A 13,731-nucleotide genomic window follows, 5' to 3' on the forward strand; every position below is an offset into this window, starting at 1 on the left:
CTCAGGTGCGCTTCAAGCGCTGACGCAGCCTGGGCAGCGCCCGGGCAATGGGCGGCAGGCGGGTGGCCAGCAGTAGCGCACCGATAGCGGCGTACACGGCCCATTCCTGCATGTCGGCGCGCACCACCCAGAAAAAGTGCAGTAGCATCAAACCCAGAATCGGATAGGCGAGTTTGTGCAGCGTTTTCCAGCGCTTGCCAAGTTTGCGCATGGCGGCGCGATTAGACGTGGCCCCCAGCAGCGCAAGCCCGATGAGCGCCAGCATCCCCACGATGATATAGGGGCGTTTGACGATCTCGGCGCCCAAAAGCGCCCAGTTGAGCCCGAGTATGAACAGCGCGTAGCAGCAAAGGTGCAGGGTGGCGTAGGCCAATGTCCAAAGGCCCAGCTGGCGGCGAATCAGCGCAAAGCCTTTCCAGCGGGTGAGTTTGGAAAGCGGCGTCAGGCTAAGTGTCAAAAGCATTAGCCAAAGCCCGCCGATCCCGATATTGAGCAGCAGGTAGCGCCCGGGCTCCGGGCCGGCCGCGTTTTGATACACCTGCCAGCCCCAGTAAACGAGCGGCGCCAACGCGGCTAAAAATACCGCCCCGCGCCAAAGCCGCCATTTGCCTTGTCCCGCCATGAAGCGCGCCCCGCCCTTAATAGTTGGTCCTTAAATCCATCCCGGCGTAGAGATTGGCAACCTCGTCTTCGTAGCCGTTGAACATGCGCGTATCGATGTTGTTCGGGCTGAACAGGCTGTTGGGCAGACGCCGTTCGGTGGCCTGACTCCAGCGCGGGTGGTCGACCTGGGGGTTCACGTTGGCGTAGAAGCCGTACTCGTTGGGGGCCAGCAACTGCCAGGAGTTGACCGGCTGCTCTTCGACCAGCGAAATCCGCACGATCGACTTGATGCTCTTGAAGCCGTATTTCCAGGGCACCACCAGGCGCAGCGGCGCGCCGTTCTGGTTGGGTAGCTCACGGCCGTACATGCCGAGTGCGAGCATCGCCAGCGGGTGCATGGCTTCGTCCAGGCGTAGCCCTTCCACGTAGGGCCAGTCGATCAGCGCAAAGGAGGAGCGCTGCCCGGGCATCTGTTCCGGGTCGACCAGGGTTTCGAAGCGCACGTATTTGGCCTTGCTGGTGGGGTCGGCCCGGCGGATCACATCGGCAAGCGGAATGCCCAGCCAGGGAATGACCATCGACCACGCCTCGACGCAGCGCAGCCGGTAGATGCGCTCTTCGAACCGGGAGGGGCTGGCGATATCTTCCAGCGTAAAGCGCCCGCCGTTGTTGACCTCGCCGTCGACCACCACGCTCCAGGGCTCGGTTTGAAGGCTCCCCGCGCGCTTGGCCGGGTCGCTCTTGCCGGTGCCGAACTCGTAAAAGTTGTTGTAGCCGCTGGCGTCGTCAAAGGGGGCCAGCGCGTCCTTGTCCGGGTCCTGGGGCGTGACGGCGCGCCACTCGGTCTGGGCGATTTTTTGATCGAGCCAGGCCGGTGCCTCCCCGCTTGGCACATCGGCGTAGTCTTCGCTTGCCTTGACGTTCCCCGAAAGCGCAAGACCCGCGCCCAGGCCCACCACGCCGCCTAAAAAGCGGCGCCGGTCCAGGTAGACGGATTCGGGCGTGACGTCGGATTCGTGCAGGTCACCGGGTTTGGCGATTTTGATCAGCATCGGTATCTCCCTGACGCTAGCCTTTAGGGCGTCGTACCCCAGGGCGCGTTCTGTTCAGTTTTTATGCTTCTAGCCGGGTTGTCTAACCCTTTTAGTCAACGGTGCTTCGATAGGCGGCCAAGCGAAAAGTTCGTTGATAACGCCCGGTGCCAGCGGCCTAACCCGCCGCCGCGGCGCCGGCGCTTGGGCGATGGCCGGGCTGGCTCGCCATGGTGTCGGCCAGGCGGTCGAGGGACAGCGCCAGGCGTTCGACCAGCCCGGTTAAAAGCTCGCGGTGGGCGCCACTTTCTTCGTCGTGGTTGCTCAGTGCCTTATCGAGCTGCTGGCCCGCCTCGAGGATGCCTTGCGGCGCGTGGCCCCGGGCGCTCTGTTCGAACCCCTGGGCGAGGGCGCGCAGCAGCGTTTGGTGCGCGTGTTGAATGGCCAAATGAGGGGTGTTGTCGAAACGGTGGCGCAGGCGCAGGGTGGCCGTGCCGATATCGAGCCCGGTAAGCCCCAGGATGAAAAGGTGGCGCTGCTCCTGGGCGAGCATGTCGTCGTGCTGGGCCAGCTGTAAAAGCCGGTCGGCCATATGGCCGCTAAAGCGGGTTTCGCTTTGGGTGATCGAGCGCCGCTGCAGGCCGTGGATATCGCGGGAGATCGCGCGGATCAGGCGCCGCCGGCGAAGCCGCGTGCCAAGCCCCGGCAGCAGGCGAAAGGCGGTGACCACCGTGGTCAGCCCGATGATGGCCGCCACCGCGCGGTTGGCAAAGCTATCGAAGGAAAAATCCATATCGTTGCCCGGCATGGTGAGCAGAATATTGAAAATGGTGAACGCCAGACAGTAGCCCATGGTGGCCGGGTTGGTCGCCCCCAGCAGCCCTAAAAACAGCGGTGTGCCAAAGACCACGGCCATCAGCGGGAAGTCGTGCACCTGGGCGAGCAGCACGTGGCCAAAAATGAACGCGCTGGGAATGGCGGCGAGCATGCCCTTATAGAACATCACGGTGACCGTCACCGGGTTGTCTCGGGTAGCGAAAAACGCCGAGAAGAGCGTGCCCAGCATCATGGCGACCATGGCGCTGTCCCAGGCCGTGACGATCCAGAACGTGGCGAGCCCGGCGAACACAAGCCCGGAGCGCAACCCATTGATGGCGGCGGCCACGCGGTCGCGGTGCCAAGCAAGCGGGCCCGCCTTCAACGTATAGGCGCCGGGTGCGGCGATCGCCTCGCGGGCGTCCAGCATGATCATCGCGTGGCCCAGTACTTCGCGCAGGCCCAGGCGCAGGCGGCGGTCCAGCGGGCTGAGTGGGTGGGCCTGCGTTTCATCGTTTTCGTGTACCCGGGCGCGCAGCCCTTGCAGGTGTTTGCGGGCGTTGGCCACCCCATTGACGTCCTCGGCGTCGCGAAACCCCTGGGCGAGCTCGTGGGCAATGGCCACGCTCGTGGGGTCGAGCCGTTGGGTGTGTTCGAAAAGCAGCTGATGCAAAGCGTAGAGGCTTGCCAAAAAGCGCAGCGTACGCCGCGTAAGCACGTGGGAGGCGCGAATACGCCCGGGGCCTTCCGGGCCTTCGAAGCGCGCTGCCTGGCTGTCGGTTTCGAGCATGGTCAGCGCCCCCAGGCTCTCGCGCATCGCTTTGAGCATGGCGTCGCGGTCGTCGCTTGCCTCCAGGCGCAGGGCCGCGTGAGAAAACGCGCTGTTGATGACCGTATCCGCCTGCTGCGCTAGGTGGCCGCCCACCCGCGAGGGCCATAAAAGCGAGCTGACCAGCGTCGCGCAGATGGCGCCCAGGCCAAGCTCGGTGAGCCTGGCCATCGCCACGTTGAAAATACCCGCCGGGGTACTGCCGCCGGCGATCACCACGATCAGCATGGCGGTCACGGCGGCCATCAGGCAGCCGTAGGTGTAGTTGTTGCGCCAAAGCGAGCCGACGTAGGTGCACAGCGCAATCCAAAGGGTCAGCGAAATGAGCGCGGGCACCCGGGCCTGGGCAAAAAACGCCATGATCACGATACCCGCCACCACCCCGATAAAGGTGCCGCCCAGCTGGCAGATGCCTTTCTCGATCACCATGCCGCTCATCGGGCGCACCTGTAAGAAGGCGGCAGAAATCAGCGCCCAGTAGGGGCGCTCGAGATCCAAAGCCAGGGCGATATAGAGCGCCAGCATCATCGCAAGGGTCGCCTTGATGGCGAACTTGACCGCCGACATCTCGGGCATCAGGTAGGTTTTGACAAGCGGCGGCATGGGGCTACTCGTTATCCTGGCGGATACGCACGGTAGCGGTCATGCCCACGCTCAAAAGTGTTTCGTCGGGAACGTCCTCCAGGGCAATACGCACCGGAATGCGTTGGGCAAGGCGCACCCAGTTGAACGTGGGCGCGACCTGGGGGAGAAGCTGGGCATTGAGCGTGGTGTTGGAATCGGCGATGCCGCGGCCGATGCCCGCGACCCGGCCCTGGATACGGGTATCGCCCTGCATCAGCGTGATCACCGCCGGGTCGCCAACGCGGATCGTACTCATCTTGGTCTCTTCGAAGTAGCCCACCACGTAGTAAGAGTTCTCGCGAATCAGCGCCATGATCGGCGTACCGCGATTGACGAAATTGCCCGCGCTGAACTGAACGTTGAGCACGTGGCCGCTGGCCGGCGCGGTGACGTTGGCGCGCTCGAGATCCAGCTCGGCGCTGGCCAGTGCCGCCTGGGCCTGTTCCAAATCCGCCGCCGCGACCTGGGAGTTGATCTGGGCGATCTGCTGATTCTCCTCGCTGATCGCCCGGCTGTTACCCAGCTGGTTACGCCGGTTGGCCTCGGCACGGTTGAGTTCGAGGGTGGCCTGGCGGTGGGCGACTTCGGCCCGGGCCTGGTCTAGCGCTGCCTGGTAGCGCGCCTGGTCGATTTGAAAGAGGGGGTCATCCTGGCTTACGTAGTCGGTGTCGGTCACGCTGAGCGAGCGCACCCAGCCGGAGACGTCCGGCGAGATGGTGATCACGTCGGCGTGAACCCGGCCATCGCGGGTCCAGGGCGTGTAAAGATAGTAGCGCCAAAGCCAGGTGCCGGCGGCAATGGCCAGCCCCACCATGACAAGCGTAAGCAGTATGCGAAGCGAAGAGCGCATCAGGCAGTCTCGAGTAAAACGGTGAATATGAACGCGATAAGCGCCGTGATAATAACGAACAGCGATACGTCGAACCACGCTTCGAACCAAAGTGCGCGGGTGGAGAGCGTGACGTGCAAAAGCGTCCGTAAAAGTAGCGTCAGGATAAAACCCAGCAGCGCATACACAAGCAGTGGGCTAATATAAATCCCGCCAAGGGCGAATTCTTGAAGACCCATAGTGTCCTTTTTAGTATCGACCTGTTTTAGGGGGCAGCCAGGGCGCGCCTGGTGTTGGTATGACCCGCTTTAAACGATGCAGTGTAGCGGTTAACTCATGTTGTCGCGCTAACCTGCGGGTACGTTAAGCTCTGCGCCGCCTCGAACCCGGCGCGCGCTCATGCAAGGATAGCAGGCGGCCCGCCGCCGTTCGTCACCGTTTTAAACGCTGCCGCTAGTGGCTGCATTCTCGCTCGACCAACGTTATCAATGGACAACTGCATGAAACGACGTATCTCTTGGCCGCTCTGGGTGTTGGGGCTGTTGGCCTTTTTATTGATTGGCTCGAGTGCGGCACAAGCCCAACAGGAGAATAGCGAAGAGGGGCTTTGGTTTAGCGCAGAAGAGCTTAACTCAGGCCTTGGCGAGCTGCCCGAGGACGTATCCCGCGTTACCCCGCGCGAGGCGATCAGAAGTTTTTTAAAGCTCACCGACGAGGAAGACTACGCGGCGGCGGCGCACATTCTCAATCTTTCGAATATCGACCCCGGTGAGCAGCAAGAACGCGGCGCAGAGCTTGCCATGCAGCTTTCCCAGGTATTGAAGCGCGGCGACTGGCTGACCGCTTCCAACCTGCCTGCCCGCCAGGATGCGGTGATCGAAAGCACCACCGGCGAGAACCCGCTGGCGGGCGAGCCGCGCCGGGATATCGAACTCACCGCCCTGGAGACCGGCGGCGAGATCTACGATATCCGCATGGGCCGCTATCATGTCGAGGACCAGGAGCCCGCCTGGCTGGTCATGCCGGAAAGCGTTGCCTCTATTTCGATACTTTACGACGCCTACGGCCCTTCCTGGCTCGAAGAGCAACTGCCCGAGCGCTTAAAGGTTTCTCTGGGCCCGTTGATGCTCTGGGAATGGATCGCCATCCCGCTATTTCTGGTACTGATCGGCGCGCTGGGGTGGGGGCTATATAAGCTCATCGAGCTGACGTCAAAGCTAATGCCCTCGGGCGGCGTCACCATTTTCTTCCTGCGTATCAAACTACCGATCGCGCTGTTGGCCATGGCCTTCATTATCCAGGTGTTGCTGGACTACGTGGTGTCGTTTTCGGCCATGGCAACGACCAGTTTCCGGGTGATGCTGGTCATGGTCATCGCCTGGGGGCTTGGCTCCATTGCGCTGCGCCTGGTGGATACGATCCTTTTGAGCATGGCCAAACGGCTGGTCGGCGAAATAGACGATACCAAGTCCCGGGACGAGCGGCGTTTTCTGACCTCGCTTTACGCCCTGCGCCGGGCGATCATTTTGTTGACCGTGGTCGGGACGTCCATTTATGTGATCAGCCAGATCCAGCTCTTCGAAACCCTGGGGCTGTCGATTCTTGCCTCTGCCAGTGTACTCGCCGTACTGGTGGGTATCGCCGGCCAAGCGGTCCTGGGCAATATTCTCTCCTCGTTTCAGCTGTCGCTGGCCAAGCCCATTCGCATCGGCGACCTGATCATGTTCGAAGGGCAGTGGAGCTACGTCGAAGGCATCTTCTACACCCACATTCGCCTACGGGTGTGGGACGAGCGGCGCCTGGTCGTGCCGGTCACCTACTTCGTTTCCAAGCCGTTCGAGAACCTGTCGGTGAAAAGCTCCAAGCTCTACCGCTACTTCGAATTGACGCTACATATCAGCGCCAATATCGACACCCTGCGCAAGAAATTCATGACGTACGCGGAGCAAGAAGAGAATATCGTCGAACATCACCGCCTCATGTGCGCGGTGACGGCCCAGAACGGCCCGCAGCAAACACTGACGTGCTATTTCGTCACCTCCGAGCCGTTGGCCGGCTGGTACGCGGAGGTGAACCTTCGTGAAAAAATGCTGACCTTCATGCGCGATGAACATCCCGAATGGTGGCCCCGGGATATCATGGTGCTCAGTCACGAAGACATCGCAAAAGGCGAAGGTGCCAAAATGCAGAAAACCATCATGGCTACCTCCAGCCCCAAAGAGAGTAGTAGCGATTAAAGGCCGTCTGGCCGTGCAAAAAAGCCCCGCCAGTGAGCGGGGCTTTTCAATATACGCGCCTTTTAAAGCGTGTATCGTGCTGTATGACATGAGTAAACTGAACACGAGGGCATGGGGTTTTTTGGCTTCAATGACGCTTGCGATAACGCGTTGACCCTACATTAAATGGAAAAGCGCATGAAGAAGATGATCGTGTGGCCCGTATGGGTCGTCGGGCTGCTCGCCTTTTTATTGGCCGGCCCAGGCTTTGCGCAAAGTGAGTATCAAGGCAGTCGTGACAGGCTTTGGTTTACCCAGGACGCACTGAATGCTGGCCTTGGGGAGGTTCCTGAAGACGTGGTGCGTGTCACCCCGCGTGAAGCAATACGCAGTTTTATGGAACTCACCAATGAAGGCCGTTATCAGGCGGCGGCGCATATTCTCAACCTCTCTGCTATAGACCCTGATGCGCAGCCCGCTCGGGGGGAAGAGCTCGCAAGGCAGCTCGCTGAGGTGCTAAAGCGCGGTGACTTGATCGCCGCCTCCAGTCTGTCGGCTCGCCAGGATGCGGTGATCGAAAGCACCGCCGAGGAAGACCCGATGGCGGGCCAGCCGCGTCGGAACATCAAGCTCACTGCCCTTGAGGCCGGCGGGGAAACCTACGACATACGCATGGGGCGTTACTACGTTGAAGGTCAGGACCCCGTGTGGCTGATCATGCCTGAAAGCATTACTTCCATTGCTTTGCTGTTCGACGAGTATGGGCCTTCATGGCTGGAATCGCACCTGCCCGAGCGTTACCAGACCCCTATGGGTCCCTTGATGGTCTGGGAGTGGATCGCCATTCCCATTTTTTTGGTGCTGATCATCTTACTGGGGTGGAGCGTGCACGCTTTGATCGGGCAACTGTCGCGTTACCTGTCCGCCGGTAGCGTGAGCATTTTTGTTGGCCAGATCCAGGGCCCGGTCACGCTGATTGCGTTGGCGCTGGTCACTCAAACGTTGTTGAACTACGTCGTTTCGTTTTCGGCCATTGCGACCGCTACGTTTCGCATACTGCTGATCATCGTGATGGCCTGGGGAATGGGCACGATCGCACTGCGCCTGGTGGATACCCTCATGTTGCGCATGGCGCGCAAACTGGTGGGCGAGATCGATAACACCAAACCCCGTGACGATCGCCGGCTGTTGACCACGCTCTACGCGATTCGTCGCATCATCATTTTGCTCACCGTCACCGTGGTGGTCGTCTACGTACTTAGCCAGATTCAGCTGTTCGAGACCCTGGGGCTGTCGATTCTGGCCTCGGCCAGCGTACTAGCGGTGCTGGTGGGTATTGCGGGCCAAGCGGTGCTGGGCAACATTCTTTCCTCACTGCAGCTTTCTTTGGCCAAGCCTATTCGTATCGGCGATTTGGTCATGTTCGAAGGCCACTGGTGTTACGTGGAGGGTATTTACTTTACCTACATTCGGCTGCGGATATGGAACGAGCGGCGTCTGATCGTGCCGGTCACCTATTTTATCTCAAAGCCGTTCGAGAACTTATCGGTCAAGAACGCCAAAAACTATCGCTCGGTCGATATGAGTCTGCATATCAACGCGGATGTCGAAGTGTTGAGACAGCAGTTTTATACGTTCGCCAAAGACAACGATAAGGTCATCGAGCACCACAATCTCTATTTCTATATGACCGCGCAGCAGGGCTCACAGCAAACCGTCACCGGTTACTTTGTGGCCGTCGACCCGTTCTCCGGCTGGAAGGCGGAAAACGAGCTGCGCGAGAAAATGGTGATTTACCTGCGCGATCACTACCCCGAGTGGTGGCCTCGTGAAATCGTGGTGCTAAGCCACGAAGACATCGCGCGAGGAGAAGGTACCAAAATGCATAAAACCGTTACGGCTACCTCCACCCCTAAACAGCAAAACGATTAACAGTAAATCGATTAAGACCCATGAAAACGCAAGGGGCGCTAATGATATAGCGCCCCTTGCGTTAGTGGTGGGGGGGTGTTTAGGAGAAAACGCGGAAACGCTCGCTGTCGTCCATGAAGTCTTTCTCACCGAAGGGCGCTTCGTGAGAGCCAAACGGCATCTGCGCGCGAAGCTTCCAGGTGGCGGGAAGATCCCACTCTTTGGCGACCGCATCGTCGATGATCGGGTTGTAGTGTTGCAGGCTCGCACCGATGTTGGCTTCAGACAGCGCCGTCCAGACCGCGAACTGGGCGATACCGGTCGAGTGCTCCGACCAGACCGGGAAGTTGTCGGCGTAAAGCGAAAACTTCTCCTGCAGGTTCTTGATTACGTCCTGCTCTTCGAAAAACAGCACCGTACCGGCGCCCGCGGCAAAACGGTTGACCTTCTCCTCGGTCGGCGCAAAGGACTCCGGCGGCACCATTTCGCGCAGAGTATCCATGACGATGTCCCAGAACCGGTCGTGCTGCTCATTGAACAGAATCACCGCCCGCGAGCTTTGCGAGTTGAACGACGACGGCGCCAACTTCACCGCTTGCTGGATCAGCGCGGCCGTCTCCTCTTGGCCGAGCGGAATATCCTTACCAATAACGTACTGGCTACGGCGGTTTTCAAAAACGCTAATAGCAGAGTTGGCCATTCAACCTCTCCTTGTATTGCCGATGATCGATGGGCGGCGCCCAAATTAGAATACATTAATCTAGTTCAGTGCTGCTGAGCAATCCATGGGGAAATGTCTTTCCCACAAGTGAAGAAAAGTATTTATCCACCCACGGCTCATGTTGAAGGCGAAGAGCCGCTCGGCTCTGCAAGCGTCAAGAAACCGTCTTCGTCCAGGTAGCCGCTGTCCCCGGTGACAAGCCAGGTGTGGCCGCCCTGTTCGTGAAACGCCCGGGCGGTGCCGGCTTCGTCGTTCAGGTAGCCTTGCATGACCTGGGGGCCGCTGATGAGTATGGTGCCGGTTTCCCGGGTGGCCTTCTCTTCGAGGCTCTCGGCGTCGACGATCTTGATACTGGTGCCGGGCAGCGGCATGCCGACGCTGCCTACCTTGGCGCCGCGCTGTACCTGCAGGTAGTTGGTATCCAGCGCGTCGGGCAGGTTGACCGTGGCCACTGGCGCCGTTTCCGTTACGCCGTAGCCTTCCAGAATCAGCTTGCGAAATTTGCGCTCGAAAGCGTCGCGCAGCTCGGGGCTAACGGTGTCGCCGCCCGCCACCACCAGGCGCAGGCTGTCCAGCATGAGCGGATGCACATCGTCGCTTTGGGTAAGCCTTTGCAAAAAGGCGGCGTTGGTGCAAAGAATCGTCGCCTGGTGTTTGGCCACGGCTTTGGCGATGCCGACGGCGTCTTCCGGGTCCGGGTGGCACACCAGTGGCAATCCTTCCACCAGCGCGAGTAACTGCGTCGCGGTCAAGCCGTAGGCCTGATGCGGCGGCAAAGGCGCCATCATGACGTCGTTGTGCTCGGTATTGAGCGCATCGGAGATCTGGCCCACGTTGGCCATCAGGTTACGGTGGCTCAGCTGCACGCCCTTGAGCGCGCCGGTGCGCTCTAATTTGAAGACGATCACCGCCGTGGCGTCCGGGCGGTGTGCGCGGCTGAGTAAACGACGCAGCACGCCGGTGGGCAGCAGGCGTATGCCAAGCCAGGTGAGCGTGCGCTCGCCCCGGCCGGCTTTTAGATCCTCCAAATAGACGATGTCGGTGTCGGCCAATAGCGCTGTTATCGGGCGCCCGCGCTGGGCAAGCTGCCCGGCAAACGCGCGGGAGGTGACGACCGTGGTGATACCCGCCTGGGCAAGCTGGCGGGCCAGTGCCTGTTGATCCGCCGCGGCGTCGAGGTGGACAGCGGTTTTATTCGCCATCAGCGCGGCCATGGTGGCCAGCACGCCCTCATTGCTGCTGGGTAGTAAAAGCCCTAACGGTGCTGCCGAGGCCCGCTTTTTTAATCGCCTGGCGAGCATCGCGCTTTCACCCAGTGCCTGGGCGGCGGTCAGCGTGCGGCGCGCGGTGTCGGTCAGGGCTAGTTCGCCCGGGCGGCGCTTGACGCTTTGAATCCAGGCTTCGGGCAGGGTGGCGAACTCCTCCACGGCGTGCTGCCAGGAGCGGGTTGCCTGATCGAAAATGCGCCGTTTGAGCACATCCGCGGGGGTATCCTTTGAAAGCCCCTCGCCGAAGGCGACGATCACCGAGCGGTGGAGGGGGGCGCTTCGCAAGGTTTTCAGCTTTTTTGATGAGCGTGAGAATTGGCTGCCCCATAGCCCGCGCAGGTAAAATGGCACGATTTTGACGTCCGGGTTGGCCATTTCGCAGGCACGCTGATAGCCGCGACGAAACTCGCCCAGCTGGCCGGTGCGGCTAATAGCACCTTCCGGAAAAAGGCAGACGACCTCGCCGGCATTGAGCTGCTCGGCAACGCGCTCCAGCGACTTGCTGGCGTTTTCGCCGCGCTCGATCGGAATGCAACCCAGTGCTTTCAAAAAGCCGCGCAGGTACCAGAGTTCGTACACGCTTTTAAGCATCACAAAGCGCACCGGGCGGGGGGAGGCGATCTGAACGATCGCCCAGTCCACCCAGCTGATATGGTTACCCAGCAGCAGTACGCCGCCCTGGGAGGGCATGTTCTCCAGCCCCTGAACCCGCACGCGGTAGTGGCGAGTGAGCAAAAAACTCAACACGAAGCGTACCAGGCTCTGGGGCAGTTTCACCACGGTATAGGCGCCGCCCAAAAGCGCTACGGCGGCAATCAGTAGCAGCAGGTAGCGGCTATCGAACCCGGCCAGTGCCATCAGTGCGGTAATGATCAAAAAGCCCAGCATGGCCAGGTTTTGAAACCAGTTGTTGGCGGCCAGCACGGTGCCAAGCTCGCGCTCGTTGGCGTGAAACTGGATCAGCGCGTTCAGCGGCACGATAAAAAGCCCGCCCATGGTGCCGATAAATACGAAGTTGAGCGCTTGGCTCAGCGGCGTAGACAGTAGCGGCAGGCAGCCAAGGCCCAGCGCCACGCCAAGCGCGCCCACCGGAATCAGCCCGGTTTCGATACGGTTGCGCGAAAAACGGCTGGCCAGCATCGAGCCCAGCGCGATCCCCACGCCGCTGGCGGCCAATATGCCCTGCAGTACCAGAGTGTTGTCGATATCCAGCGCGCCCTTGGCGTAGGCGGGAAACGCGGCAAGCAGTACCTGGCCGACCGACCAGAACGTGGCGAGTCCAATGATCGAGAGGCGAAGTACCGGCTGGCGGGCCACGACCTTCAGGTTGCGCCAGCGGGTGCGCCCGCCCATGGGGCGCTGGGTCTCGTCTTCGGTGGCTGGCTTGGCCGGTGAGTCCAGCGGCAGGCGGTAGAGCAGCAGCGCCTGGATCACGCTATTGACCACCAAAAGCCAGCCAAGCGGGGCAACGCTGGTGAGCATCTGCCCCGGGTTGGCGCTGGCGCTGGCCCACCGCTCGAACAGCGCCGTAAACGCCACGGTACCGGTTAGAATCGCCGTGATGGTGATCGCCTGGACCACGCCGTTGGCTTCGGCCAGGCGCTGCTTGCCGAAAAGCCCTTTGATCAGGCCATACTTGGCCGGCGAGTAAAACGCGGACTGAATGGCCAGTAAGAGCGTCATGGCAAACGCCAGCCAGAAAAGCCCGGCGTAGTAGGCGGCGGTAATCCCTAATGATACGGCCACCGCCCCCCAGGCCGAGAGGCGCAGCACCCGCACTTTGGGAAAGGCGTTCGCCGCGTGACCGGCCGGGGTGAAGAGCAGAATGAACGGCAATAGAATCAAGCCATTCACCAGCGCGGTCAGGGCAATTTGGGTGGTGCCCTCAAAGCTTTTGAACAGCGTATTCTGGATGACGATCTTGTGACCAAGATCGACAAAAGCGTTGAGAAAAATCGCGACCAGGTAGGGCCAGGCATTTTTTGTTTGCAGTACACGTTGCATGGGAAAATCAGCCTTGTCGTCTCGAAGTCATCGAACTGTCCTTTATAGGTGCGTATTACGCAACCTTTTAACCCCGGGTTGCGTTATGTGCGCGCTTAAGTATCGTTATAAGATACTTAAGGAGAGCCCGTCATGTCACAAACCGCCTCGTTGATCGACGCCTTGAAGCGTGAGTTGCGCGCCCAGGGGAAAACCTATGCCGATGTCGCCGGGTGGCTTTCGCTTAGCGAGGCGTCGGTCAAACGGCTGTTCGCCGAGCGCCATATCACCCTGGCGCGGCTCGAGTGTATCTGTGAGCACCTGACGCTCGAATTCAGCGAGCTGGTCCAGACCATGCAGGCGGAGACCCACCGCTTGCAGGCGCTGAGTCACGCCCAGGAGCAGTGTATCGCCGACGACCAGGAGCTCTTTTTGGTCGCGGTGTGCGTGCTCAACGGCTATAGCTTTACCGATATACACCGCCAGTACCAGCTAAGCGAAGCGCAGTGTACCCGCCATCTTTTGAGCCTGGAGCGGCTGGGGGTGATCGAGCTGCTGCCGGGCAATCGCATCAAACGCCGGGTTGCGCCGCACTTTCACTGGCGCCCGAACGGGCCGATCCAGCAGTTTTTTCAGCAGCATATCGCCAACGAGTTCTTTCGCTCGCGCTTTAACAGCGAAAGCGAAAAGCTTTTGGTGCTCAACGGGCTGCTTTCCCGGGCGGGCAACAGCGAATGGCAGCAAATCATGCAGCGTTTGGCCAAGGAGTTTCACGCGCTGTGCGAGCGCGAGCAGGCGCTGCCCATCACCCAGCGCTTTGGTACGACCTCGGTGCTGGCGGTGCGCCAGTGGCAGCACGGCTTGTTTCAGCACTACGCCCGCTAGGTCGCAATGGGCCAG

Annotated in this window: 10 protein-coding genes; 3 read left to right on the top strand and 7 right to left on the bottom strand. The window is 60.6% G+C overall.

What is annotated here, in order from left to right:
- Position 1: 1 nt before the first annotated feature.
- The 5 genes from msrQ to ACWHXT_RS03885 all read right to left on the bottom strand — a co-directional run bounded on the left by msrQ (position 2) and on the right by ACWHXT_RS03885 (position 4,971).
- Positions 2-622 (bottom strand): protein-methionine-sulfoxide reductase heme-binding subunit MsrQ, encoded by a 621-nt coding sequence (gene msrQ / locus ACWHXT_RS03865; protein ID WP_447928164.1) that lies wholly within the window; start codon positions 620-622, stop codon positions 2-4.
- Positions 623-638: 16 nt separating this feature from the next.
- Positions 639-1,655: a protein-methionine-sulfoxide reductase catalytic subunit MsrP gene (gene msrP, locus ACWHXT_RS03870; RefSeq protein WP_447957312.1), complete on the bottom strand. Its 1,017-nt coding sequence runs from the start codon at positions 1,653-1,655 to the stop codon at positions 639-641.
- A 157-nt stretch (positions 1,656-1,812) separates the two neighbouring features.
- The gene (locus ACWHXT_RS03875) at positions 1,813-3,882 is read right to left on the bottom strand and encodes an FUSC family protein (RefSeq protein ID WP_447957313.1); all 2,070 of its coding nucleotides are present in this window, start codon (positions 3,880-3,882) and stop codon (positions 1,813-1,815) included.
- Positions 3,883-3,886: 4 nt separating this feature from the next.
- Positions 3,887-4,753, bottom strand: a complete 867-nt coding sequence (locus ACWHXT_RS03880; protein WP_447957314.1) for an efflux RND transporter periplasmic adaptor subunit — start codon at positions 4,751-4,753, stop codon at positions 3,887-3,889.
- Positions 4,753-4,971, bottom strand: coding sequence for a DUF1656 domain-containing protein (locus tag ACWHXT_RS03885; protein WP_447928168.1), 219 nt, complete (start codon positions 4,969-4,971; stop codon positions 4,753-4,755). The genes ACWHXT_RS03880 and ACWHXT_RS03885 overlap by 1 nt, the downstream gene beginning before the upstream one ends.
- A gap of 261 nt (positions 4,972-5,232) precedes the next feature.
- Between ACWHXT_RS03885 and ACWHXT_RS03890 the strand changes: the two genes are divergently transcribed.
- Together ACWHXT_RS03890 and ACWHXT_RS03895 are read left to right on the top strand one after the other, a co-directional pair.
- The gene (locus ACWHXT_RS03890) at positions 5,233-6,969 is read left to right on the top strand and encodes a mechanosensitive ion channel family protein (RefSeq protein ID WP_447957315.1); all 1,737 of its coding nucleotides are present in this window, start codon (positions 5,233-5,235) and stop codon (positions 6,967-6,969) included.
- Between the two features lie 177 nt (positions 6,970-7,146).
- The gene (locus tag ACWHXT_RS03895; RefSeq protein WP_447957316.1) at positions 7,147-8,880 is read left to right on the top strand and encodes a mechanosensitive ion channel family protein; all 1,734 of its coding nucleotides are present in this window, start codon (positions 7,147-7,149) and stop codon (positions 8,878-8,880) included.
- A gap of 79 nt (positions 8,881-8,959) precedes the next feature.
- On the opposite strand, the gene ACWHXT_RS03900 is transcribed toward ACWHXT_RS03895, so the two are convergent.
- Positions 8,960-9,559, bottom strand: a complete 600-nt coding sequence (locus ACWHXT_RS03900) for a nitroreductase family protein (protein ID WP_447957317.1) — start codon at positions 9,557-9,559, stop codon at positions 8,960-8,962.
- Positions 9,560-9,696: 137 nt separating this feature from the next.
- Positions 9,697-12,852 carry an MFS transporter gene (locus ACWHXT_RS03905; RefSeq protein ID WP_447957318.1) on the bottom strand — a complete coding sequence of 1,052 codons (3,156 nt, stop codon included), beginning with the start codon at positions 12,850-12,852 and terminating at the stop codon, positions 9,697-9,699.
- Positions 12,853-12,984: 132 nt separating this feature from the next.
- Here ACWHXT_RS03905 and ACWHXT_RS03910 point away from each other — a divergent pair, with 132 nt between their 5' ends.
- A complete protein-coding gene (locus tag ACWHXT_RS03910; RefSeq protein ID WP_447957319.1) occupies positions 12,985-13,716 on the top strand; it encodes an XRE family transcriptional regulator in 732 nt (243 codons plus the stop codon).
- The last annotated feature ends 15 nt before the right edge of the window (positions 13,717-13,731 follow it).

The sequence above is a fragment of the Vreelandella halophytica genome (genome assembly GCF_968193635.1).